At 34.1% G+C, this 23,754-nt stretch carries 26 protein-coding genes and 2 tRNA genes (1 of these 28 only partly in view); 7 read left to right on the top strand and 21 right to left on the bottom strand.

The genetic code is table 11. The features are described from left to right. The 4 genes from D1866_RS13185 to D1866_RS02115 form a co-directional block, all read right to left on the bottom strand. Window positions 1–76, bottom strand: the start of a protein-coding gene (locus tag D1866_RS13185) for a cbb3-type cytochrome c oxidase subunit I (RefSeq protein ID WP_231136352.1). It extends 245 nt beyond the left edge of the window; 76 of the gene's 321 nt are visible here — the first part of the coding sequence; it begins with the start codon at window positions 74–76; the stop codon falls past the left edge of the window. Window positions 77–258: 182 nt separating this feature from the next. Then, window positions 259–390 (bottom strand) — tRNA-Trp (locus tag D1866_RS02125). A gap of 61 nt (window positions 391–451) precedes the next feature. Further along, the gene (locus D1866_RS02120; RefSeq protein ID WP_152941116.1) at window positions 452–1,039 is read right to left on the bottom strand and encodes a hypothetical protein; all 588 of its coding nucleotides are present in this window, start codon (window positions 1,037–1,039) and stop codon (window positions 452–454) included. 44 nt (window positions 1,040–1,083) lie between these two features. Then, entirely contained in the window at window positions 1,084–1,338 is a 255-nt protein-coding gene (locus tag D1866_RS02115) for a DUF4898 domain-containing protein (protein WP_152941114.1), read from the bottom strand. 168 nt (window positions 1,339–1,506) lie between these two features. On the opposite strand from D1866_RS02115, the gene D1866_RS02110 reads away from it, so the two are divergent. After that, window positions 1,507–1,722: a putative integrase gene (locus tag D1866_RS02110; RefSeq protein WP_152941444.1), complete on the top strand. Its 216-nt coding sequence runs from the start codon at window positions 1,507–1,509 to the stop codon at window positions 1,720–1,722. Here D1866_RS02110 and D1866_RS02105 read toward each other — a convergent pair. The 6 genes from D1866_RS02105 to D1866_RS02080 form a co-directional block, all read right to left on the bottom strand. Beyond that, window positions 1,673–1,755, bottom strand: a tRNA-Leu gene (locus tag D1866_RS02105). The two genes, D1866_RS02110 and D1866_RS02105, sit on opposite strands and share 50 nt — an antisense overlap. A gap of 40 nt (window positions 1,756–1,795) precedes the next feature. Further along, window positions 1,796–3,184: a homocitrate synthase gene (gene lysS, locus D1866_RS02100; protein WP_420809230.1), complete on the bottom strand. Its 1,389-nt coding sequence runs from the start codon at window positions 3,182–3,184 to the stop codon at window positions 1,796–1,798. 65 nt (window positions 3,185–3,249) lie between these two features. Further along, window positions 3,250–3,525 (bottom strand): hypothetical protein, encoded by a 276-nt coding sequence (locus tag D1866_RS02095; RefSeq protein ID WP_013776228.1) that lies wholly within the window; start codon window positions 3,523–3,525, stop codon window positions 3,250–3,252. Then, the gene (gene pyrH / locus D1866_RS02090; RefSeq protein ID WP_013776227.1) at window positions 3,525–4,205 is read right to left on the bottom strand and encodes a UMP kinase; all 681 of its coding nucleotides are present in this window, start codon (window positions 4,203–4,205) and stop codon (window positions 3,525–3,527) included. The genes D1866_RS02095 and pyrH overlap by 1 nt, the downstream gene beginning before the upstream one ends. Before the next feature lie 31 nt (window positions 4,206–4,236). Then, entirely contained in the window at window positions 4,237–4,416 is a 180-nt protein-coding gene (locus D1866_RS02085; RefSeq protein ID WP_013776226.1) for a chromatin protein Cren7, read from the bottom strand. Between the two features lie 163 nt (window positions 4,417–4,579). Continuing rightward, window positions 4,580–5,353 (bottom strand): SDR family oxidoreductase, encoded by a 774-nt coding sequence (locus D1866_RS02080; RefSeq protein WP_152941110.1) that lies wholly within the window; start codon window positions 5,351–5,353, stop codon window positions 4,580–4,582. A gap of 33 nt (window positions 5,354–5,386) precedes the next feature. Here D1866_RS02080 and D1866_RS02075 point away from each other — a divergent pair, with 33 nt between their 5' ends. Further along, complete coding sequence (locus D1866_RS02075; RefSeq protein ID WP_170254126.1) at window positions 5,387–6,448, top strand: glycosyltransferase; 1,062 nt, start codon at window positions 5,387–5,389, stop codon at window positions 6,446–6,448. Here D1866_RS02075 and D1866_RS02070 read toward each other — a convergent pair. The 4 genes from D1866_RS02070 to D1866_RS02055 are packed head-to-tail and all read right to left on the bottom strand — an operon-like array spanning window position 6,437 to window position 10,073. Beyond that, on the bottom strand, window positions 6,437–7,300 hold the full coding sequence (locus D1866_RS02070) for an NAD(P)-dependent oxidoreductase (protein WP_152941106.1): 864 nt from the start codon (window positions 7,298–7,300) through the stop codon (window positions 6,437–6,439). The two genes, D1866_RS02075 and D1866_RS02070, sit on opposite strands and share 12 nt — an antisense overlap. Then, the gene (locus tag D1866_RS02065; RefSeq protein ID WP_152941103.1) at window positions 7,297–8,370 is read right to left on the bottom strand and encodes a pseudouridylate synthase; all 1,074 of its coding nucleotides are present in this window, start codon (window positions 8,368–8,370) and stop codon (window positions 7,297–7,299) included. The genes D1866_RS02070 and D1866_RS02065 overlap by 4 nt, the downstream gene beginning before the upstream one ends. Then, window positions 8,327–9,676 carry a signal recognition particle protein Srp54 gene (locus tag D1866_RS02060; RefSeq protein ID WP_152941101.1) on the bottom strand — a complete coding sequence of 450 codons (1,350 nt, stop codon included), beginning with the start codon at window positions 9,674–9,676 and terminating at the stop codon, window positions 8,327–8,329. Before D1866_RS02060 ends, D1866_RS02065 begins: the two co-directional genes overlap by 44 nt. Window position 9,677: 1 nt before the next feature. Then, the gene (locus D1866_RS02055; RefSeq protein WP_013776220.1) at window positions 9,678–10,073 is read right to left on the bottom strand and encodes a translation initiation factor IF-5A; all 396 of its coding nucleotides are present in this window, start codon (window positions 10,071–10,073) and stop codon (window positions 9,678–9,680) included. A gap of 137 nt (window positions 10,074–10,210) precedes the next feature. Here D1866_RS02055 and D1866_RS13025 point away from each other — a divergent pair, with 137 nt between their 5' ends. Beyond that, the gene (locus D1866_RS13025; RefSeq protein ID WP_170254125.1) at window positions 10,211–10,369 is read left to right on the top strand and encodes a hypothetical protein; all 159 of its coding nucleotides are present in this window, start codon (window positions 10,211–10,213) and stop codon (window positions 10,367–10,369) included. Window positions 10,370–10,453: 84 nt separating this feature from the next. Here the strand turns inward: D1866_RS13025 and D1866_RS02050 are convergent, their stop codons facing one another. From D1866_RS02050 to D1866_RS02030, 5 genes are all read right to left on the bottom strand, one after another. Next, a complete protein-coding gene (locus D1866_RS02050) occupies window positions 10,454–11,617 on the bottom strand; it encodes a DNA topoisomerase IV subunit A (protein ID WP_196773510.1) in 1,164 nt (387 codons plus the stop codon). After that, window positions 11,611–13,194: a DNA topoisomerase VI subunit B gene (locus tag D1866_RS02045; protein ID WP_152941097.1), complete on the bottom strand. Its 1,584-nt coding sequence runs from the start codon at window positions 13,192–13,194 to the stop codon at window positions 11,611–11,613. The genes D1866_RS02050 and D1866_RS02045 overlap by 7 nt, the downstream gene beginning before the upstream one ends. 31 nt (window positions 13,195–13,225) lie before the next feature. Continuing rightward, window positions 13,226–14,161, bottom strand: a complete 936-nt coding sequence (locus D1866_RS02040) for a deoxyhypusine synthase (protein WP_013776216.1) — start codon at window positions 14,159–14,161, stop codon at window positions 13,226–13,228. Beyond that, window positions 14,158–15,597 (bottom strand): RtcB family protein, encoded by a 1,440-nt coding sequence (locus tag D1866_RS02035; RefSeq protein ID WP_196773461.1) that lies wholly within the window; start codon window positions 15,595–15,597, stop codon window positions 14,158–14,160. The genes D1866_RS02040 and D1866_RS02035 overlap by 4 nt, the downstream gene beginning before the upstream one ends. Before the next feature lie 96 nt (window positions 15,598–15,693). Then, entirely contained in the window at window positions 15,694–15,933 is a 240-nt protein-coding gene (locus D1866_RS02030; protein ID WP_152941094.1) for a hypothetical protein, read from the bottom strand. An 86-nt stretch (window positions 15,934–16,019) separates the two neighbouring features. Between D1866_RS02030 and D1866_RS02025 the strand changes: the two genes are divergently transcribed. Both D1866_RS02025 and D1866_RS02020 read left to right on the top strand, forming a co-directional pair. After that, complete coding sequence (locus D1866_RS02025; RefSeq protein WP_152941092.1) at window positions 16,020–18,773, top strand: DEAD/DEAH box helicase; 2,754 nt, start codon at window positions 16,020–16,022, stop codon at window positions 18,771–18,773. Window positions 18,774–18,904: 131 nt separating this feature from the next. Beyond that, a complete protein-coding gene (locus D1866_RS02020; protein WP_338025397.1) occupies window positions 18,905–19,174 on the top strand; it encodes a ribonuclease P subunit p25 family protein in 270 nt (89 codons plus the stop codon). Here the strand turns inward: D1866_RS02020 and rgy are convergent. Further along, on the bottom strand, window positions 19,139–22,597 hold the full coding sequence (gene rgy, locus D1866_RS02015; RefSeq protein ID WP_152941090.1) for a reverse gyrase: 3,459 nt from the start codon (window positions 22,595–22,597) through the stop codon (window positions 19,139–19,141). The two genes, D1866_RS02020 and rgy, sit on opposite strands and share 36 nt — an antisense overlap. Window positions 22,598–22,713: 116 nt before the next feature. Here rgy and albA point away from each other — a divergent pair, with 116 nt between their 5' ends. Continuing rightward, a complete protein-coding gene (albA, locus tag D1866_RS02010) occupies window positions 22,714–23,010 on the top strand; it encodes a DNA-binding protein Alba (RefSeq protein ID WP_048054665.1) in 297 nt (98 codons plus the stop codon). A gap of 73 nt (window positions 23,011–23,083) precedes the next feature. Beyond that, window positions 23,084–23,404, top strand: a complete 321-nt coding sequence (locus D1866_RS02005; RefSeq protein WP_013776209.1) for a hypothetical protein — start codon at window positions 23,084–23,086, stop codon at window positions 23,402–23,404. On the opposite strand, the gene D1866_RS02000 is transcribed toward D1866_RS02005, so the two are convergent. Continuing rightward, window positions 23,379–23,654 (bottom strand): hypothetical protein, encoded by a 276-nt coding sequence (locus tag D1866_RS02000; RefSeq protein WP_152941088.1) that lies wholly within the window; start codon window positions 23,652–23,654, stop codon window positions 23,379–23,381. The genes D1866_RS02005 and D1866_RS02000 overlap by 26 nt on opposite strands. Between the last annotated feature and the right edge of the window lie 100 nt (window positions 23,655–23,754).

Below are 23,754 nucleotides of genomic sequence, written 5' to 3'. Positions count from 1 at the left end.
TAGTTACCCAGTCCTTGTCTAACAGGAATATTGTATTTATAACATTTTTTATTAGTTCTCCTGTAACTGATTTCATTAGATCTACTTTCACTCTTTACTTTTTAAGATTTTTATTCTATGAAACATATGCCGTTTATAAGAATTTGGCGAAATAAATGCTTTAATTCAATAGTTTAACATAATTCATAGAGTATTTTATGAAATGACCATATGCAAGAAACAAGAACTAGATATTCGAGAAATTCCGGGGTTAAATAATGGGCCCACGGGGACTCGAACCCCGGACCACTGGGTCTCTCCAATTTCCAGATGTACTTCATCCCTTTCGGTCTGAAGACCCAATGTTTTTCATCTGGAGCCCAGCACTCTACCTAGCTGAGCTATGGGCCCATTATATGTCATCTAAAATGAAATTTGCAGAGGAAATAATAAAGTTTACATTGATTAAAAGTCATTTGCAACAACGTATTTTTATTAGTGTCGAGTCTACCTGTATTCCTTTTATCACATAACCCATTTTATTCGCTATCGTTTGAGCATATTTTATTACTAAGTCCTTAACTTTTTCCTCTTCTTGTTTATATTTGAAAGTTATGTTAAGCTCTTCGCAAATCCCGTCTTTTTGTGTGGTAATCGTTGCTCCTGCAGAAATTAAGTTTAATAATCCTATTCCGTCAGCTAAATTTTTAGGTTGCACTATATTTAAGTAGGAATTTGCTAGTTTTTCTATAGTATTTTCTTTAATTAAGCCGTCCCCTAAATCTTGTTTATGTACTGGAATTAAGTAAAATCCTTGGCTTTTCAAGTAATTTAGTGTTTTTATATCTTTTAATACTTCAAAGGAGGAAATTAATGGGATTAATTCTTGTAAAATATCTGAGAGAAAATTGTAAAAGCCTTTAGAATCTTTACAGTAGTCTTTTTCGGGCTCTGATGAACAAAGGCGAGAATATAATTGTTTGTACTCGCGAATTGTCTTCTCTAATAAAGGCGTTAATATATAGGGCAATAGCTGTTTGTCCTTGCTCTTTTTTGGCATTATAGAATTCTCTGCTTGATATAATTAAAACTTAACTTTTCTATTCATAAACAGAATACAATTTCCTTTGAATCCTTATCAACTAGAATTTTCACTACACATGAGGGTCTAGCTTTCATTACTGCCTCTCTTATTTTTTCAGACTCATCCATCATTTCATAAGGAAGAATGACAGTTAATGATTGTAAATTCTTGGGGAGAAAGAAGCTTAGAAATTTCTCATAATTAGTAATAAGCGATGGCGGGACTTTCTTTATTTTACCGCAGTTCTCTATTAATGTTTCCACCGTATAAACCATGCTTTTTTAAAACTTATGCTAAAGTCTTTATAAAATTAACTATAATAATACTTAGAATTTCCAAGCTGTATGCTATGAAAGTATTAATACTTTAAACATTTGATAATAACATTATTTAAATCTGAGTATAATTAGCTTTTATAGATATTACCAGTAAAAACACAAATTATGACTGAAATTATACGTACGGACAAATTCTCTATACGTGAGAATAAGGGAAGGTATTACGTCTACTATATTGATCATTTGAAACCTAAGCTAAGGTACCTTTACGTCGGCCCCTTAGATAAGATAATAGAAACTTACATAGCAGTAGGGGGATGTGCCCCCACAGTGCGGGTGCGGGGATTTGAACCCCGGATGGCCTTCGCCAGCGGATCTTGAGTCCGCCCCCTTGGGCCGCTCGGGCACACCCGCAAGTTATTATTTCCATTTGATTTTTAAAAAGCTTAATGCGTCACATTTTCTTTAGAACTAGTGATGTTAATGTTGACGACACTCCTTTTACTGACCTTATGCTCTCTATTATATTATTTAACTCTGTGGGGTCTTTTGCTTCTATTTTAGCTAAAATGTCGTAATCTCCTGAAATTTCCATTACCTCCTTTACACCAGGTATTACTGAAATTTTTCTAGTGACTGCTGTAGTGTAAACGTTTGAGTCGCATTTTATTGAAATTAATGCCTCAACTTTTTCTGGCGGTCTCGGTTTTAATACTCTTCCGGTAACTTCTTCAGCAATTTCTAATAAGTCGACGTCTCTGTAAAACCTTACGTTAGGGTTGGATTTTATTTTTGCTAGAACTTGTTCTAGTTCTTCTTCAGATAATGAAACTCCTAATCTTTCGAATCTATCTTTTAAAGCATGTTTTCCAGTATATTTGTCAATAACGTAATCCCTATTTCTTCCGAAAGTTTCAGGAGGCATAAATTCGTAAGTTCTTGGGTCGTTTAATATTCCTTGGACGTGAATTCCTGCTTTGTGTAAGAATGCGTAATCTCCAGTTATCGGGAAGTTTGGCGGTGTCGGAATTCCGCTATATTTTTCTATTAAGCTCGATATTTTAGGTAATAATTCAAGCTTAACGACTTCGACGTTAAAGTGGTATTTTAATGCGGCAGCTATTACTTGTAATGGAGTTATTCCAACTCTTTCTCCTAAACCGTTAACCGTTGCATGGATTATTGTTGCTCCTCCTTCTACTGCGGCCAATGAATTTGCTACTGCTAATCCTAAATCATTGTGTGCATGAATATCGTATTCGACTCCTGGGATCTTTGATAAATAGGAAAATAATTCCCTAGTCTTTGCAGGGTAAAGGATTCCTACAGTGTCAGCTATGCCTATCCTGTCTGCCCCTGCGTCTCTAACAGTTTTTATAACTTGGGTTAAATATTCTAAGTCTGCCCTAGTTGCGTCTTCTGCGGTAAACCTTACTTTTGCACCGTGTTCTTTTGCATAAGAAACGGCCTCGGCTATTATGTTTAAAGCTTCTTCCCTGGTTTTCCCTGTTTTAGCCTTTAAATGAATGTCGCTTATTCCGTAAAATATTGCTATCCTATCAACTTCTAATTCAGCTGCTATTTCAATGTCCTTTTTAACTGCCCTACTGTGACCTACTATTTCCGGAGTTATTTCTCCTTCTTTCTTTAATTTTACTATCCTTTTTATTCCTTCGTAAATGTCCGGCGAAACTGCAGGGTGTCCTGCTTCTATCATTGATACTCCTAGTTCTGAGAGAGCCTTTGCTATTTCTACTCTTTGCTCTGTTGTAAATACTACTCCTGGCGTTTGTTCTCCTTCTCTTAGCGTTGAGTCTAAAATTCCTACTTTCAAAAATCGCACCTAAAAATCTCTATCTTTGGAAAGGCAATATAAGTTGCACTGTAATGAGTAGTTTTTTCTTCGAACTATGATAGTGTGTTAATTATTAATTCCGTTACGTTCTCTACGCCCAATTTTGGTGAATATTTCTCCAAAATTGTGGAGATCAAGTTATAAAAATCCCTATTTTTCTTTACTTCTTCAACATAATTTGCGTAAGTGAAGATTATTGATGAGCGTAATGATACCCCTTTATTAACTTGTTCTTCAATTTCCTCTAATATTTTCTGTAATTCTTCTTTGTCTGCCTTTCCCTTAAATTTCCTTAATTGTATAAATTCCTCTTGATCTAGGACTGACATTATTCTGGCTCCACTAAGGTTGAAATTTCTTTCCCGGCTATTATATCTTTTAGTTTTCCTAGCTTATTGTAGTTCATGACTATGACCTTGATCTTGGATCTTTCAACGATTTTTATTGCCATAGGGTCTAGCAATTCGTAAGTCCCAGCTTTTACTGATTGCGTTCCTTCTAAAATTTCCTTTAACTTCTCTGTGTTAATTTTTGTCAATAGTCTAGCGTCTTTATATATTCTAGGGTCTCTATCGTAAACTCCGTCAACGTTCGTTGCTATTATTAATAAGTCTGCGTTGGAGGCTTCTGCTACTAAAGCTGAAACTGCAGCAGTTGACTGTCCTGGCTGGAAACCTCCGGTTACTACTACTTTTCCGTAAGACCAAGCTTGAATAAAGTCTTCAAGGCTTTCAGGAACTTTCATGTATGCTAGGTCGTTTAAAGAGAAAACAACTAAGTAAGCGTTTAACCTTGAAGCCCATATGCCTAATAAATCTAGGTAAGCTTCGTTTGAACCCATCTTTCTAGCTAAGGATATGTACTTCCTTGCAGTACTTCCTCCTCCGGTTACTATTCCTACCCTATTTCCTTCGTTTACGAGCTCTTTTACTACTTCCTTCAATGTGAGAAGTTTTTGTGGGTCTTCTTCGTCAAATATTTTTCCACTTAATTTTAAGATGAGTTTCATCAACATAAGAAGAAAAGTACGGTAAAAAAGTTTAGATTTGATAGTCGTCTGGTAATTTCCTTCTGAAGTACTTTCCTGTTTCTGGATCTTTAAATAATCCTATTTTTACTCCTTTCCTTCCCTTTGGTGCCAATGACCAAGCTTTCTCTGGAGCTAACTCTACTTCTTTTCCAGATGGAGTTTTTACTTTTATTGCCTTTTTAGAGCTCATGTCAATTTTATGTTGAGGGACTTAGGTTAAAAACCTTTCCATGAGTGTTCTAATTGTTAATCCCATTAATCCTTCAAGGGTAATAGTGAAGGATTCCCTCAAAGTATTACTCTTAAAGAGAAAATAGTAGTTGTTGAATTAATGGATAGAGTATATTCTTAAACTATACTGCCCTGGTATTTCCGCCGTCTATTAATATTGAAGTGCCAGTAATGTAATCAGAGTCATAAAGGAAAAGGATTAGTTTTCCTAAATCTTTCTCCGGATCTCCTATTCTTCCTAAGGGTATTCTGTCGAGTACTTCTTCTTTCCATACTTCTTCGAAAGATTTCTTCCTAGCTTTTGCCAATCTTTCAATTCCTCTACTTGCTCCTGGAGTGTTAAAACTACCCATTAAAATGACGTTGAAGGTAATATTATACTTACCATAATCCTTTGATAGAATTTTAGCTAATTGTATTAATGGAGCCCTTGAAACGTCGGCTAAAACAAATATATCTTGTGGTTCCTTTACAGTCCATGATGATAAGTAAATTATTCTACCGAAGTGCTGTTCCTTCATTTTAGGTAGAACTAATTTAGTCAGTTTTACTGCGCTCAATAGATATAATTTTACTGAATATTCCCAATCTTCGTCTGTAGTTTCTTCAAAGAGTAAAGGCTCTTTGCTGGGATTTCCAGTGTTTACAACAAGTAGATCTATTCCGCCCATCTTATCAATGGAAAAAGATACTAGCTCTTCTAAACTTTTTAGGTTTGTCATATCCGAGGTTTTTCCCCAAATTGAAGGATTAATTGCTCTTAGTTCTTCAACTGCCTTCTTTACTTTTTCCTCAGATCTGGAAGTTATGACTAGTGAGAAACTTTGCTTTGCCAAAGCTTTAGCTATTCCTTTTCCAATGCCTTCAGTTGAGGCTGTTATTAGTGCTCTCTTCATAGGTTTTTAATTATCGTTTTAGAATAAATGTTCGTGGTCGAATTTACTTTATATCACCATAGCTTTGAGGTACTAGGAGGTAGCGAGAGAGTTGCAATTGCAGTCTTAAATACCTTAAAATCCATGGGGTTCAAGGTTAAATTAGTTACACTTCACATAGATGTGGAGAATGTAAAAAAATGGGATAAAAATTTCGTAATGCCAGATGAAATTGTAGTAAAGAAATTTCCTATAAAATTTGGTCTTTATAAGGCCCTTTTTACTAGCATGTTAACGAGGCCAGGAAACACTTTTAGTACTATAGGAGATATAACTAACGCCGATTATAGTTATATTCACTTCCCTTGGTCTTTAACTGATAACTTGAAGATAATTAATGCTGAAGATAACGAGCCTTATATTAAAAATAGGAAAATGAGGACTTATTTCTTGCCTTATAAATATGTCCACAGAATTTTCTTTTCTAAAAGTAAGAGTAAATTACTAGCAAATTCTACTTGGACTGGAAAAATTTTGGAGCTTTCTGGATATTCTTACGAGGTACTTTATCCTCCAGTTGAAGTTGAGGAATATTTGAAAATTAAGGGAAATAGAGATCCAAAGCTTGTTTTAAGCATTTCTAGAATTGCTCCAGAGAAGAACCTTGAGAACTTGTTTTCCGTAGCTAAGGTTCTTAAGGATTATAACTTTGTGATATTAGGTTCTTCAGGCAGAAGCAAGAAATACCTTGAAGAAGTTAAGAGCATTTCAGGAAAGTTAGGTAATGTAAAAATTGTAGAAGATTTTACTCACGACGATATAGTTAATTATTTGAGTAAAGCAAAGGTTTACTTTCATCCTAAAGTTAATGAGCATTTTGGAATAAGTATTGTTGAAGCAATGTCTGCAGGATTAATTCCTGTAGTCCATAAAAGCGGTGGTGCTTGGTTAGATATCGTAAAAGAAGGGAAATACGGTTTTGGGTACTCTAATGTGGAAGAGGCTGCAAATGCTATAATTGAAGCCTCCAAGTATGAAAACGACTTTAGGGATGTATCTTTAAATTTCTCTTTTGACAAATTTAAGGAAAGATTATCAAAAATTTTAGCTAGGTGATAGTTTTTTGAATATCTCTATGACAGATATATAGTCACTTTCTGAGTAGCCTAATGCCTCTGCCATTCTATAAAATTGTAAAGCTAATGACGACATGGGAGTTATTACCTTCAAATTCTGTGCTTCTCTTTGTATTATTTCTAAATCTTTTCTCATGTGCTTTGTAGCGAATTGAGTTGAGTAATCTCCGCTAACCATTTTTGGAGTTTTAATTTCTGACGTTGGAGACTTTGCACTGCTTAATTCCATCAAAATTTTAGCGACTTTATCTTTATCTAGACCGCTTTTTATTCCAAAGTTATATGCTTCAGCTAAGGCAACTGCGTATGCTCCTAACAAAAGATTATTTACTAATTTTGAATAAAGACCAAAGCCGTTATCTCCCATATATACTATATTACTGGACGTTGATGATAGTAAATCCTTTACTTTATCAAAATGTTCTTTAGGACCTCCTACTAATACATTGATCTTCTTTTGCTCTACAAATACTGAAGTCCCTATAACTGGTGCATCGTACATTACTCCTCCGTTTTCCTTAATTTTATTTGCTAAGGTTACACTAAGTGAAGGAGAAATTGTTGACATATCTATTAGTATTTTTCCTTTCATTAGTTGTACTAACGGGGAAATTACTGAATTTACCGCATTATCATCTGCCAACATTGAGATTATAATATCAGAAGACTGAACCAATTCTTGAGGAGTCTTAGCCTCTTTGACGTTATACTTTTTAGCGAACTCTTTCCTTTTTTCTTCATTTCTATCCCATACAATGTCTAATTTTTTATCATTAGCCAAGTTTGCTCCTATTCTCCAACCCATTACTCCTAAGCCGATTAAGCCGATCATGAGGTTAGTTTGTTTTCCAAAATTTTGTGTTTTCCTTCACTTTCTATAAGGTCTATGGAAATTATCTCTCCTTTTATATCTTTTAATTTTTCCTTTAATTCTTTAAAATCTCTAGCTTCAACTGTTAAAAGTCTAATATTTCCTAACACTCTTTCTCCTATTTCTTCTTTTGAATATATAAGAACTGAATAAATTCTCTTTTCTGGCTTAGCAGTCATTATTGCAGATATCTCTCTTCCAGCTATTTTTCCAATTTTTCTCAGAAAGTATCCTTTAGCTTCTATTTTCTCTCTATCCTCATCTGAAATTATTAATGGATATTCATCAAGTATTCTTACTTCAGAAGGTTCTGTAAAGGGAACAAGGATCTCTTTTCCGTTAAATTCTTCTTCCAGCGAATCTTTTCCATACCAACTTGATATAGGCACTCTTCTGGATAACCTAGAATATAAGTATAATGTTTTGTACTTTTTTGATATAGTATAGATGCTTCTAGTTCCCAAATCATAAATTATATCAATATCTGGATTTTCAATGCACGGCTCGTAACCTTCTTTTGCTAGCATTTTGCCTACTTCTCTCTTTATTTCATTCCTTATGCTTTCGTAGTATATCAGCCCATTGCTGAAAATGAATTCGTTTTCTAGTCTAGATAACTGTTCTGAGAGCTTTACTCCTAATACGTACTTTACCTTACCTTGTTTCTTGAGAAAATCTAGGGCTTTTTTAAAAAAGTCCTCTTTTATTTCCTCAATTTCTGAATTACAAATATAACAAGTTCTTTCTTGAAATTTTTCATTGGAAAAGTATATATCAAATATTCCAGAATATTCCTTTCCCATGTTGAAAAGGATTTCCTTAATTTCATTAAGATCTTCTAACTCGTGATCTTTAATTTTCCTATCAAGTTCTAGAACCAAGTAAGTCTTTATTGCTTTACCTCTTTCTTTATTTGCAAACCTATAGCCTAATTTAGCAAAACATCTACCTAAGCAACTGTCACAAAGGGGATATTTTTTTAATAATTCAAGTGCTTTCTCCCCCAAATTGTCCAAGGAGTTTTTCGACATCTTTCTTTCTCCTCTTAAGCATCTTAATAGTTCTTTGCATTAAATTATAATGCTCTATTAATTCTTTGACGTCTTCTATCTCAGTTCCAGAACCTAAAGCTATTCTTCTCATTCTTGACTTATCTATTATTGACGGGTTATCCAATTCCTCATACGTCATAGAGTTCATTATAGCTAACCATTTTCTCATTTTTTCCTCTCCTACCTTTAGCTGGTCTTCTGGAATTTGACCAAGCATTCCGATCCCAGGTAATAGTTGAAACAACTTGGATAATGGACCCATTTTTCTTAATGCTATGAGTTGATTATATACATCACGCAAAGTTAACTTACCTTTACCAGAGATTACTTCTTCCATTTTCTTCTGCATTTTATCATAATTTTCTACTTCCTTAATTTTTTCTAGAATTGTTTCAATATCGCCCATTCCTAGGATTCTTGCTACAAATCTTCTAGGATTGAATACTTCGAGTTCGTCTATTTTTTCTCCAGTTCCAATGAATTTTATCGTTGCTCCAGTTGCTGCTACTGCTGATAAGGCTCCACCGCCTTTTGCTGTACCGTCCATTTTGGTTATAATTATAGTACCTATCTTTGATGCCTGATTAAATTTTGAAGCTAAATCGTAGGCCTTTTGACCTATAGAAGCGTCAATTACTAAAGTTACTTCGTCCGGCTTTATTGCTTCATAAATATTTTTCATTTCTTCTAGTAGTGCAGCTTCTTCGCCGTAACCATGACGTCCTGCAGTGTCTACTATTATTATTTCCATCTTTTCACTCAAGAATTTTTCTACTCCTCTTTTGGCTATTCCTACAGCATCTTTTTCTCCAGGTTCTCCATAAACGGGTACTCCTATTTGTTGGCCTAATTGTTGTAATTGTTCTAATGCTGCAGGTCTATAAACATCTGCTCCTACAAGGCCTACTTTAAAGCCTTTTTTCTTATAAAAGTAAGCTAATTTGCCTGCAGTAGTTGTCTTTCCGGTGCCTTGAACTCCTACAAGCATTATAACGTAAGGTATCTTATCTGGAATTACTTTCGGTTCTTTATCTCCACCAAAGAGGTTAGATAACTCATCATAAACTATTTTTATAAACCATTCTCTTCTTTCGATATAGGTTGGTGGTTTTTCGTTCTTTAATCTTTCCTTTATTTTATTTGTTAGTGAAAAAACTAATTTTACGTTCACGTCAGCAGAAATTAAGGATTTTTGTAATTCCTTTATGAAATCTTCTACAGCTTTATCATAAGAAGACGAACCAGTTAAAAATTTCCTTACAGCGTCTCTTAAATTATCTAACAATTTACTTTACCCTTACAATTTTTCTTCTCCCCATTATAGTCCAGTATTCTACTTCTGCACCAGGTCTTATTTTACTTGCCAGGTCTTCTTCTTTTGGCTTTTCCATTTCAAAAGTCTCGTAAGTGTCCATATCCATTACCTGAATTTTATCACCCATATCTGCTAATATTTGACCTACGTGCTTTTCAATTATTGGAATTTCAACTTGATCATCAACTGGAGCCATTAACGTTTTTTTAGCCCCAGTGAATATGCTTACTGCAACGACGTTAGCCTTTGCTGCACCGTGTTTACCGGTTTTTGCTTTTGTTATTTCAACTACTCTACAAGGTTCTCCATCTATAACTATATAATTACCTTCTTTTAAGTCGCCCACTTTGGCGTAATTTACACCCATGATTATCCATCCTCAAGATTTATTGGATAGTTTTTAACTCTTATGTTTATTGCTCCGAGCTTTGGCCCTTCATCATCGCCTCAGTAGGATACTCTCTTCACAGCAGTTTTATTATTTTCAAAGAAACTTAAAACTGTATGGGTTGGAAAGTTAAGTGCACATCTTGCGGTACTGAAAGAATACTTAATATCAGCTTTGATATAGGGAGACAAAAGACTATTTATATTTATTGTAACGTATGTAAAAAGAACACTTTTAACGAAATTTTAGGATATATAGATGAAGAAGCGAAGTAAAGATTTTTTAGTATAATATAATAGTCTTCTTTGAATGAAGAGCCCCAGATTTTTGATTTGATGAAATAACCTGTCTCGGCTGATTTAGCTAATAAAATCATTTGTTTGTATCTTTTCTGGAATATACTGGAATGCGAGGAACTTTAATCCTTTACTAGCCATTGCTTCGATTTCCAGCTTAGCCTTCTTTTGTAAGAACATATTTATTTCCTCCTGCCAAGCTTTAGTTTTAAACCACTCATAATTCTTTATTTCCAATGCTCTCTTTATGTCGTAATCCTTTGCCTTTATGATGAAAGCATTTCTCTCTCTTTCAGTTAAATAAGCCTTTTTCTTAGGAGTACCAAATATGTCGCCCATGGACACGCCTAAGAACCTTGCATTAGGTGTAGCAAGCCTTTCACTTTCATAAGATAAATTTATTGAGCCTATTCTAAATACGCTATAAATGTACCATCCATAAGGATCGGCATCCGTTAATATATAAACTGGTAATTTTAGTTCATCATTTAATCTCCTTACGAATCTTCTTGTGGCTCTATCTGGTTGACCGGCACTTGTAACTAAAATTGCGTTATATTTCTTCCAGAATCCTTCTCTGTGAAGTTGCTGGAATACTGCATCTTTCTCTACGACTAATACAAAGTCTGCCTTAACGTCCACGAAGTCTATTAAATCCGGAGTTGGTTCAATGGAGTAAGCACCGTGGCCCATTTTACTTAGATCTATAACATCGTTTCCACTTCTTATCCTCATGTCTCCTACAACTTTGCCTTTTTCTTTACTTAGTATTAACATATCTTCTCTTAATAATGAAGTAAATACTTCAATGTCTACTATTACACTATCTGATTCCTTCTGTTCGTCCCAAGTATTTTCCTCATATGTCTTGCCGTTAGGTGCTTTTAATACAATTGAGTGCTTTCCTCTATAATACAAGTCACGTATAGTTGGGTACTCATTATTGACCAAGGCATCATAAATTATGCTTGCCATTAGTGTAGTTTGCATAAATCTTCTCGCTTCGTTTAGATCTAGGAAACTTCTCCTTAATTTTTCCTCTCCTAATAAAAGTAATTTCCTATTTTCATCATATACTGTATTATTTAAGGTTCTTTTAGGAATTTCCAAAACTAGTGGTTCTCCTTTGTTAATTTGGTCGAGCAAAGTTAGGAATTTTTTCTTTAATATTTCAGCTGCTCTTTTCCTAGCCTCTATATCAACCTTTGATATGAATTCGCTCATAATGCCTCCACCTTATACATTTTATATTCTTCTTCATCTTTTACATCTAACTTCTTTTTCACTATTTCAAAAAGCTTTGATTGTATTTCATCTTGAACTTTAGGAATTAACTCTTTTTTATCGTCGGTAGCGAATACGGCTAAACTCCTGGCTATTTCTGGAATATACTTAAGGTAAGTAAGCATTTTCTTCCTTGCTTCTTCTTCCTTCTTTTTCTCTGAGATATATAATCTTAACTTCCTGGAAACCTCCATTATGCCATTCTTTATTTCCTTCTCTATCTCTTCAACATCTGCAATGCTTTCTTTTCCTGCACTCTTATACGGAACTTTAGTACTGCAAAGGTGAACCATGACTACTAGTGGTTTTTGCTCTTCTTCTATTCCATACCTCTTCCAGTCTATCTCTTCTACAACTTTCCAAATTACATCAGATTTCTCATCGTAAATTAAGGGAATCTTGTTAGCATATCTTAATACTAGTGGTTCATCCATTGGTTGTATAGCTCCACCATATGCAATTCCTACTTCTACTATGAAAGGATGACCTTGGTATGCCTTGGGTTTTCTTGTAAGTGCAGCAACAAATTCCGGATTAAACATATTTTTAAGGCTTAATTCTATAAGATCTGCTCCAATTACAGATAGCGCGTCAGGGGATGGAGGTCTAAAATCTTCAAATTTTTTCATAGCTTCTGTAAGTCTTGCGAGCTCATCATCTTTCAAAGATTTTATCTTCTTATCAGGATTGATCTTAGCCATTTCAAGTATTTTTAACGCTGTAACATCTCCTACGCTCTGGAATTCCTTAGTTAAGAAATCTTTAACTTCGTAATCGTTCTTTTGCTTTGCTATCATATTCTTTAATAATTCTATGTCAACACCGTAAGGGTGAGGTTTCACTTCCTTTGGTGGTTCAGGAATTTTTGTAGTAAGCCTCTTATAATATACAACATTACCTTCGGGATCTTTAAAGAAGAATTCTGCATAAGGCGCAACAATGTAAGTTCTTTTAATATATTCATATATTCTAGCCTTAGACCTCTGCCAGTCTCCAAGTAAATACAACGTAACGGATGTTCCGTGAAAACCTTTATCGTTAAGAATTGACGATCTTTCATAGATTATTGGCTCGTTTTTTGTTACGTCGATCTTCAATTTGAAAAAGTAAATTCTCTTTGAATTTATAGGCGAAGTCATTATTTCTACTGGCCTATCTTGATACATCTGACTATAAAGAACCGCAGCCTTTACTCCTAATCCATACATACCTCTAGTTTGTCTAATGACATACTTTGAACTGTAAAGAACTCTACCAAATGCATCTGGTACGACATGAGGTGGAATTCCTATCCCATTATCCTCAACAGTTAATTTGTAAATTTGTTTTTCTTGATCAATTAAGTCAATTATAATCTTGATGGAAGGTAAAATCTCGTGAACATCTGTGGCATCAAGAGAATTTTCCACCATTTCTCTTAAAGCTTGATAAAGTGCCCTCGCAGGATTCGAGAATCCTGCCAGTTCAGGATTCCTCTTAAAGAACTCAGCAGGCGAAATACTGGCAAACTTCTCTGACAAATTATTCACCGCAGATATATTACTAAGACATTTAACTTAATAAGGCTGAAGCCAAAATTGGTAGAATTATTGTAGCGTCTCCGTAAATAACAACGTTTTCTGAATGTTCTCTAATTTTATTCCATGAAATAGCTTCTCTAGGTTTCGCACCGCTTAAACTACCGTCGTATTCTTGGGCCGTAGTTAAATAGACAGTGTAATCTAAGCCATCCTTGAACTGATTCCACCATATAGTGTGATGCTTACTTATTCCTCCTCCTATTATCAATGCTCCAGATTTCTTGCATGAGAATACTAGATCCTTAACCATCCTCATATCTTCAAAAAGGTTTAAACGCAAGCCAGTGAATTGTGACCTAACAAATAAATTAGTACCAAAGCTACCGTCTACTATTCCAGGGACAATAATTGGCACTTTTTTCTCATAAGCAGCTTTAAGTATCGAATGAGGGTCGTTTATCCTTTTACCGAATTCCCATAATAACTCATATCCAGCCCATTCTTTCTTCTCTTTAACTATTTCATCTACAACATTCTTAACTACTCTCTCAACTACTAAACCATAAGACTCCATAGGGACTAATATATTACCTAGTCTGTGAATGTGCAACTCCCTTAGCATATTATCGTCGTAATCAAAAGACCCTTTGTAATACTTACCGCCGCAACTTCTTGCAATATCGTGATCTATAGTACCTCCAGTAGTTATTACAACGTTAAAGTAACCGTTTCTTATAAGGTCAGCAAATAACCCTCTTAAACCTGTAGAAACTAAGTTAGCAGTAAATGATATGAATCTAAGATCTGCATCTTTCTGCATATCCTTTAAAATTTTAGCTCCTCTGTAAAGAGCTTCGGCAGAAAATCCATAAATCTTATTGAAAAGTTCAATATATTTATCGAGGCCTTTTATATCTTCTAAAGTTATATCCCCAACTACTTCCGTAAGTAAATCTTCTCTTTTCATCCTTTGGTCACGCCTATTGGCCTTAATCTTACAACTAATTTTGCTATTTTAACTGCATCTGCTACTTTTGCCACTCTATCTACGTCTTTGTAAGCTCCTGGCGCTTCTTCTGCAATAACTCTCCTGGTCGTAGCTCTTACAATTATTCCTCTTTCTTCTAAGTTTTCAACCACGGTATTAGCGGGATAACTCCTTACAGCAGCTTCTCTAGACATCCATCTACCTGCACCGTGCGGTGCAGTATACCACGTTCTCCTTCCTTCTGGAATTCCAGCCATAACGTAACTTGCTGTACCCATGCTACCTGGTATAAGAACTACTTGTCCAATATTTCTATGATCTGCTGGAATCTCAGGACTTCCGGGTGGGAAGGCCCTAGTTGCACCTTTCCTATGAACTAGCAACTTTTTCCTTTTTCCTTCTACATCATACTCTTCAATCTTAGCTATGTTATGAGCAACATCATAAATAATATGGAGGTCTAATTTTTCAGGATCGACCTTAAATACGTTTCCGAAGCTTTCTCTAACCCAATGAGTTATCAACTGCCTATTAGTCCACGCGAAATTTGCTCCAGAAACCATAGCATGGAAATAATCTTGACCTTCTCTGCTTTCAAACGGGATTGCTGCTAGTTCTCTATCTGGAACTGTAATATTGTATTTTTTCATAGCTCTTTCCATTATCTGTAAATAATCGCTCGCAATCTGATGGCCTAGCCCCCTAGATCCAGTATGAACCATTACCATTACTTGTCCTTCATGCGTTATCCCTAGAGCTTTAGCGATTCTCTCATCATAAATCTTATCAACTACCTGAACTTCTAAGAAGTGATTGCCAGCACCTAAAGTGCCTAATTGTGTGGCTCCTCTCTTCTTTGCTATATCGCTTACTTTAGATGGATCTGCGAGATCCCAACTACCGTGTTGTTCTATATGTTCCATATCTTCTGCCCATCCGTATCCCTTATCTATAGCCCACTTTACTCCCTCTGCTAGAACCTCATCTAATTGTTGAGTTGATAATTTTACTTTACCTTCACTACCAACTCCACTAGGAACATTTTTATGAAGCTCCTCTACTAAATCTTTTAATTTAGGTTTTACGTCTTCATAATCTAAATTTGTTCTAAGTAATCTTACTCCACAATTAATATCATAACCTATTCCTCCAGGGCTCACTACCCCTCCTTCATCAATTGCTGTAGCTGCAATTCCGCCTATTGGAAATCCGTATCCTTGATGCCCATCTGGAAGTACGTAAACTCCTTCTTGGACACCAGGTAAACAAGCAACGTTTGTTGCTTGCTTTAAGGTTAGATCCTGTTTCATTTTATCTATTAAAACGTCGTCAGCAAATATAGTAACAGGAACTCTCATACAACCGCTTTTTTCTATTCGCCACTCGTAAGTATTGACTCTTTTTACGTCAACCATGAGTGTCCAGAAATTCTTAAACGTTTTTAACTAATAAAACTGTTTACATAAAGATGAAGACTGTGGCGGACACTGAAAGGTGAGGAAAAGACCTAATCAGATCTTCTTTTTAGCGTTTTCTTCTCTTTTCTTTGCAAGATCTTCATATTTCTTGTATACATCCTTTACGGTAGATGAAATACAATCTTTGTCTGCATTTAATATAACTTCCTTAAGGAACTTGTAGGCGCAAGCTTTACTATGGAAATACAATTTCCTATCCGCAACTGTAAGAATAATTCCTTGTCCGCTATAGAACGTCTTCCCACACGTCAGACAAACGTATTTTTCTTCCATAACTTTGATGGCTGAATTTAAATTTTTAAAAATAACTGTAAAGGTTGCTTTCATACGTGGATACAAAATAAACGGTGAAAAGTAAAATGCGAAAATTGGACGATCGTTTGCTAGAGCTAATGAAGGAAAGAAATTGGAAAAATATGACAGAAATACAACAAAAGTCCTTAGAGCCAATATTATCTGGTAAAAATACTTTAATAATTGCACCAACCGGATACGGTAAAACTGAAGCCGCACTTATCCCAATCTTAGATATGATGTTAAAAACAAACGTTAAACCCGTATCTTTGATTTACATAACTCCTCTTAAGGCGTTAATAAATGATCTAACTCTAAGGATAGAGTGGTGGGCTTCTAGACTAGGATTCTATGTTAATAGAAAGCACGGAGAAGTACCGCAAAAAGAAAAGAATTTAAGATTAAAAATTACCCCTCACATTTTAGTTACAACTCCAGAAGGCTTAGAAATAGACTTAGATTGGGCTACTAGATTTAGGGAAAAGTACAAGAATGTGAAATGGGTAATAGTTGATGAAATTCATGAGCTCATTGGGTCAAAAAGAGGGGTTCAATTATCCGTATTGCTAGAAAGACTAAAAGATTATATAGGTTATGATTTCCAAAGAATTGGTTTATCAGCAACAATAAATGATGAAGACTTAGTAGCCTCTTTCCTTTTTGGTTCATCTAGTAGACAATCAGAAATAGTAAAGGTTAATGATAAGAAAGAGTTTGAGCTTTCTATAGTAAAACTAAACTCCGTAGGAGATATTTGGAAAAATGTTGCAAAGCATATAATTTCTTCTGTAGAAAAGCCTTCCTTAATCTTTACTAATTCTAGGTTTTTAACAGAAAGATTACACGAAGAACTAGAAGAATACGATAAGGATTTTTACGTTCATCACTCTTCAATATCTAGAGAAAGTAAATCAAACGTTGAAGAATATTTGAGAACGGGCAAAGCTAAAGGAGTTATTTGTACGAAAACTCTTGAGCTAGGAATTGATATAGGAGATATTAAGAAAATAATTATGTTTAGACCTCCTCCTTCAGTAGCTTCATTCTTACAAAGACTAGGACGGAGCGGGCATAAAATTTATGGCAAGCCTAGAGGAGAAATAATTTGTATTTATGATCACGATTTACTTGAAGCTTATGCTATTAGCGAACTAGCTAAGCTTGGAAAAGTTGAAAGACAAAGCATTTGTAAACCGATTGACGTTGCAGCAAGGGAAATTCTAGGAATGATTTTACAATATGATGAAGTAGAGAAAGAAAAAGCATACAAAATTCTTACGTCTTCATATGTTTTTAGGAATTTATCAGAAAAAACATTCAACGAATTGATAGAGTACTTAGCTAAAAATAATTTAATTACGATAAAAGGGGATAAACTGAGCATTGGAAAGTTCTTCTTTAAATTATGGAATTTTAATAGGAATAATGGTTACTCTTGGTCTAGGGGGTTCTCAGAATTCTTCTCAACGATTAACAGTACAGATACATTTACATTAAAATGGGAGGATAAAAATATTGGTGAAATCGACGCCATATATGTATACAAGCACATTAGAAGTGGAGATATTATAAGAATAGGAGGAAAGTTATGGAAGATTATAAGAATAAACACTTCCAGGATGGTTGTTGATGTATTGCCCGCAGATAAGGGAGACGGAGAAATTCCAGTATGGAGAGGAGATGGAATTTCTAAATCATATCTTTTACCCAAGGAGATATACGTATTATTTAAGGAGAAAAGAAAGGAAATTTCTGACATTATAGACAAATACGTTTCACGTAATCTACCATTACCATCTCCAAATGTCATAATAGAGGAAAAAAGAGATAAGGAAATTGTTTATTCTACACTAATTAACGAGAAAATTGCAAGCACTTTGGCACACATTTTACTATACCTAGCTACTAGTAAAGACTCATTAAACAATTATGCTAGATACTCTATTTATGGATTCTCAATCAATTATACGGAAAAAGACCTTCTAGAGGAATTGTTAAAATATAATGAGAAAGAGCTTAAGAGGATTATAATAAGATCAATATTAAGATCGCCATTATTTATTTCTACATTAAAAGAGATACAGATAAGCTATGGAAAACTTGGAAAAATAGATACAAAAGAGGATAAGTTGATAATTAAAGATGCATTAAGACAAGCTATATCCAAGTATTTCTCTATTAAAAAAACTATAAGGTTTATAAATAAAATAAAAAGAGGAAAGATAAAAATAATAAAATATGATGGAAGTACTCCTTTGGGAGACGCTGTACTTTTACAAGCCCCAATCAAACCTTGGATTACTGGAATCTCTACAATAATATACGATACGCTAAAAGGAGGTGCTTATACTTTAGCAGAACTTTCAGAAAGCCTTGGAATCTCACAAAAAAGCCTAGAGGCAAAGCTAAAACAGATGAGAAAACCAGAATCCAAATATAGAATTGTGAGTTTTATTGACGTAGATAGTAGAGAAACTAGATGGTGTCTAATGGAAGATTTAGAGAATATAGTAAAATCATGCGACTTCTATACCTCATTTAATCCTATAAATAGCGACGAAACATTCATAGCATCACTGAGAGCAATAAATAGTACTACAACAACAGATTTAATATTCAAACCTAAGGAGATCATTGATAACCCAGAAGAGATAATTAGGCGTATACCATTTGAGGAAATAGGCGAAATGAGAATTAATGATCCTGTAGATCCCTTAGTTTATAATATATCTCCAAGATTCTATTATGTAAATAAGAGAGTAGCCCCGTATCTATTATTAAATGCAGTAGCTTATATACAAAACATGAAGTATTCATAAATAGTGATGAAATGCCCTAAAAGTTGAATGGTGATATGGGCCCGTGTTACTGAATTTAATATATTTTTATGATCTAAATCAATACAACAATAGATTTATTTTTGAGAACTGTTTCTCATGTGTGAAGTAAGATGATGAATAAGCCATTCGAGGTAGTGGTTAGTAGATCAAAATCTGTCGAAGATCACGTTTTAGAAATAATAGAAATACTTAATCACAATAGTAACGAAGTCGACTTAAAAGGATATGGATTTGAAATAAATAAGACAGTAGATATTTACAACGCGTTAAAAGATAGATTAAAAGAAGGGATAACTTTAGAAGAGGTCTCGATAGGTAGCGAAACTAAGGATAGAAAAAGAATATCATATTTGTTGCTCAGAATTAAGAGAAGTTACTAAGGATTTTATTTGCCCTAATATTTCAGTTAATACATTATCCGCATCAAGCTTGCCTCCAGCTATCATATCCATTTTCTCTAACAATTCTGCCGTAGCGCTCTCTGACACTAGAGATGAGAACTTAGAATTTAAATAATTGTAAACGTTAATTCCTTTCTTTGTTGCTATCAATGCATATTTCTTTTTACTTTCTACAATATATCCATGTCTCATTAATGTTTGAATAATTTTTGCGTACGTACTAGGTCTGCCTATATTCTTATCTTTCATTTCTTTAATTACCTCAGCGTAGGTGTAGAGCCTAACTTTAGATCCTTTAGTTATTATTGGATTAACTTGAATCTCGCCTTCTGGTATTTCATAAATTCTTGGCTTTAGAACATCTGAAAATCCTCCTTTTATACTAGTTAAAACTGTAATTTCACTTACGTTATCTAGAACTTTTATTTGATATTTCGTGTATTTACCTATGGCCTCTTTCATCTGACTAGCTAAAAACCTCTTAAATATCATATCATAAATTGCAAAATGAGCCCAAGTAAATTTAATGAAGTAAGCTTGCGGATTATCTTCTATTTCCTTTTTTAACTCTTCCGCATCAATTGGCCTAGTAGGTCTTATTGCTTCATGAGTTCCTTCATTACCCCAGCTTCTAGGCATGAAACTTTTTATTAAGCATTTTTTATCTAAATATTCTTTAGCTATTTCTATTCCTTTATTTGAAACATGTATACTGTCAGTCCTATGATAAGTTATAAGGCCAGATTCAAATAGCTCTTGAGCTATTTTCATAACTCTCTCTGCAGGAAGCTTATACAAATTATAAGCATCAATAAGCAGCGAATCCGTAGTATAAGGAGGTAATGGAAGTATTATGTCATCTTTATCTTCCATTTTCTTAACTATTACCTTATCTATTTTTACATTCTTATTATCTAAGAATACCTTATGTGTATAATTTCCTAGTTTTATGCTAGCTACATAACACATGTTTTTCCTATATTCTTCAGTCCTCTTAGTTATCCAGCCTAATACTGGCGTCTGAACTCTCCCTGCACCGAAATTTCTATTAGAGAATTTTATCTGTAATAGTTTACTTAATTCAAATCCAACCCAACGATCTTCAATCCTTCTAACTATTTGGCTTTTTACTAAGTTTAAATCAATACTTGTAGGATTAGCTAATGCTTCCAGAATGCCTTTTTTAGTTACCTCGTGATATTTGATTCTATAAATGTTTGGATTATAAGCTGAAATATTCGCTGCCACATCGAAAGCAATTTTTTCACCTTCAACATCTGGGTCTGTTGCTATGTAAACTTTCTCTACTTCCATGGCTATCTTTCTTATAGCGTTAATTGTAGACATTGAGGACGAAATTAGCGTCGAACCGCAATATGGACATTTATCGATTTCTTGAGAAAATACTCTCTTGCAATTCATGCATTTATATAATGGAGAATAGTAAGGATACTTGTCCTCGTTGCGTATTTCTACTCCATAATATCCTATATTTTCTGTAGTTAAATCAGCTATATGACCTTTAGTAGCAACTATATCTAAGATATGTACATTATTTCCGTCTACTATTACTGTCTCATAGATTGGAACTCCTGCTATGTTTCTTCTTGCTGGGGCACCAAACATCTTTGCAATAGTCCTTGCCTTTGTAGGAGATTCTACTATCATTAGACCAGTGGAAATATGAAGTTCTTCGTTTTTATCATTTCTACTTCTTTCTATTTCATTTTTAACTTTCACTATATCTAAAGAGTCAAAATTAGTAGGATTAAAGTTATATATCATATACTGTAATTTGCGCTTTAACATTTCATATAGCTTAAAATCATCTATTATTGTAATGGCCAAACCTAAAGTGAGACCTCCATTTAATAACCTGCTACTTCTACCTGAGCCTTGCAAGTAAGTTATAGCATCTGGATACTCTATATAAAATTCCTTCCCTATCTTTCTTATTAAGAATGTATCTGAAATTACTTCATTAGAAACGTCCCTTAATGCAGATTTTACTTCGTCTATCTTATCTTCTAAAATCTTCTGAATCTCTCCTAGTTTTCCTGTCAGTTTTTGCGATTTAAGAAATGCAAGTTTTATTAACTGTGCTTCTGATGGAGACAACGAGAGTATCAAGTTATCGTCAATATTTACGTTAAATAACTTTGAAATTTTTAGTAAAGTGTAAGGATTATAAATTGCTTGAGAAAGCCTAACTCTAGATTTAGGAACACCATAGAATATTACATATTTTAACCTTTTTGGTTCGTCTATACCCCTTACTGCTACTCCATAATATGATGCTGAACCTATAATTATATCTATTTCCCCGCTGGAGAATTTCTCTAAAAACTTCCTACCGCTTAAAGCTATAGCTGTTTTAAATCCTAATTTCTCTAAGCTTTCGTTTACCTCTTTTATCTTATCCTTACCGTATTCTTTAGAAACTAGTATTAACCCGCCACTTCCTAATTTATTTACAATATCTACCAGAGGTAATGATGTAAACGCGTCTATAATGTTCCTAGCATATATTTGAGCAGTTGAAACGTCAAATCCAGTTATGTATTTTAAAGCCTTTTGTTTAATCCCCTTAGGTCTTAAAGTTGCACTTGCAACAACTAATTGAGAGGCTGCTCCATAATACTTAGAAATCCTGCTTTCTATCTCAGCAATTTTAGTTTCAATTTCATCTCTTTTTTCCTCTATTGCTAATAGCCTTTTCAGTTTTACAAGCTTTATTGCGTCTTCATAAACTTCTTGCGGTATGCCCATTAATGTTACCAATCTATCTACAGTTTTTCCGCTTTTTACTATGGCGTCGGCATCGTCTACTGCCACAAAATCCGGTCTATACTCTTTTATTTCCTCAAAATTTCTATTTATATAATTCACTGTTACAATACTAATTCCTGGACCTACTTTTCCACAAGACGTCTTACCCCCAATTTTTTCCATTTTTTCACATATTTGTTGCATTAATGACTTCGTTGGAACAATATAAAGTACGTTTTTATTAGAGTTTTGTAAATAAGTTGAATAAACAATTATTGTAGTCGTCTTTCCCATTCCAGTAGGAGCAGACATTGAAAAACTAGAGCCTTCTACAAGCCTTCTTAACCAAAGCTTTTGTAAGGACCATGGTTCCTTACCGGTTATTTTTTTAAAGTAATCAATAATCTCTTGTGATAGTTGATGATAATAATACAAATTCCAATATCCTTTCAGTTTATTTTCATGAACCAGTATGTTGTATATTAGCCTTATTTTCTCATCTAAAGATAGATTTTTGAACGGAGATATATCGCCCGGCAAGCACTTAGAGCAAGGTAAACCAGCCAATGCTCTATAATCCTCTAATGGGCCACCGCAATTTGGACATGCTTTTAAAAATACTGAAGTTACCATTGCTGTTTTTGTTCTATGTTTAGGACTACTTTATAAATCGAAAAACTAGATGTTACCTTGTCGGATAACTTTTTAACTTAGAGTGAGTGTTTAATGACCGAAAATCGGGTGATAAAATGAGCACGACCACTCCAACTCCAAGCAACGTAGTATTAGTTGGTAAAAAACCTGTAATGAACTATGTATTAGCAGCTCTAACTCTATTAAATCAAGGAGTTCCAGAAATAGTAATCAAAGCTAGAGGAAGAGCAATAAGCAAAGCCGTAGACACTGTAGAGATAGTTAGAAACAGGTTCTTACCAGACAAGATAGAGATAAAGTCAATAGGAATAGGAAGCCAAGTAGTAACTAGCCAAGACGGAAGACAATCTAGAGTATCAACAATAGAAGTAACTATCAGGAAAAAGGCATAAGATTAATTTTTTAACATCTCTTTTCCCTCCACTACCTTTAATAGGTTGGAAATAAATTAAGTTTTGATAGTAAATGTCGCAGCCCGCATATAAGGTAGAATTTGAAGGAAAAGCTAAAATAGGACAAATAATGGGAAATCTGGCTTCAATACAACTAAAGCCAGAAGACTTCTCAAGTCCATTATCTCTTCAAATGGCATTATCTAGAATCTATAATGAATTAATGAAAGCAATGTCACAAGGCCCACAAACCCATTACGTTGCTGATGTTAAATTCACGGACTCTTTAGGAAATCCAGTTTCTATAGGGGTAGATTTTGGAGATAAAATTCCGCCACTTTCTAAACAAGACGTTAAAGTAAAGATAACTATTGAATTTTATGACGAAGAGTAGCCCTTCTTTTTAAATAATCAATTGACATTAAATAAATATATTCATCAAAGTTTGATAATCTATATTCTAAGAAATCTACCTTGTTTATTAATCCGATTTTTTGCATATATTTTATAGCAGATAAAGATACTTTCTTAGAGAAGAAAGGTTTTAAAACATCTAACGCTTCACCTAGATTAAAAACATTATATCCAAATTTCCTATATAATAAGAAATAAATTACTATTTCCCTCTTTTTTAACCATCTCATGATTGTCACCAGACGTCGTAAGCCCGGTTACTCATCATTTATTCAGACCTTACGAGCTCGCTTCATCCACTAGTATTTTAAGATTAAAGTTAAAAAATAC

Source organism: Acidianus ambivalens (assembly GCF_009729015.1).
Lineage (GTDB): Archaea > Thermoproteota > Thermoprotei_A > Sulfolobales > Sulfolobaceae > Acidianus > Acidianus ambivalens.
The sequence above is the reverse complement of the archived record's forward strand: the minus strand, read 5'-3'. Positions and strand labels throughout refer to the sequence as shown.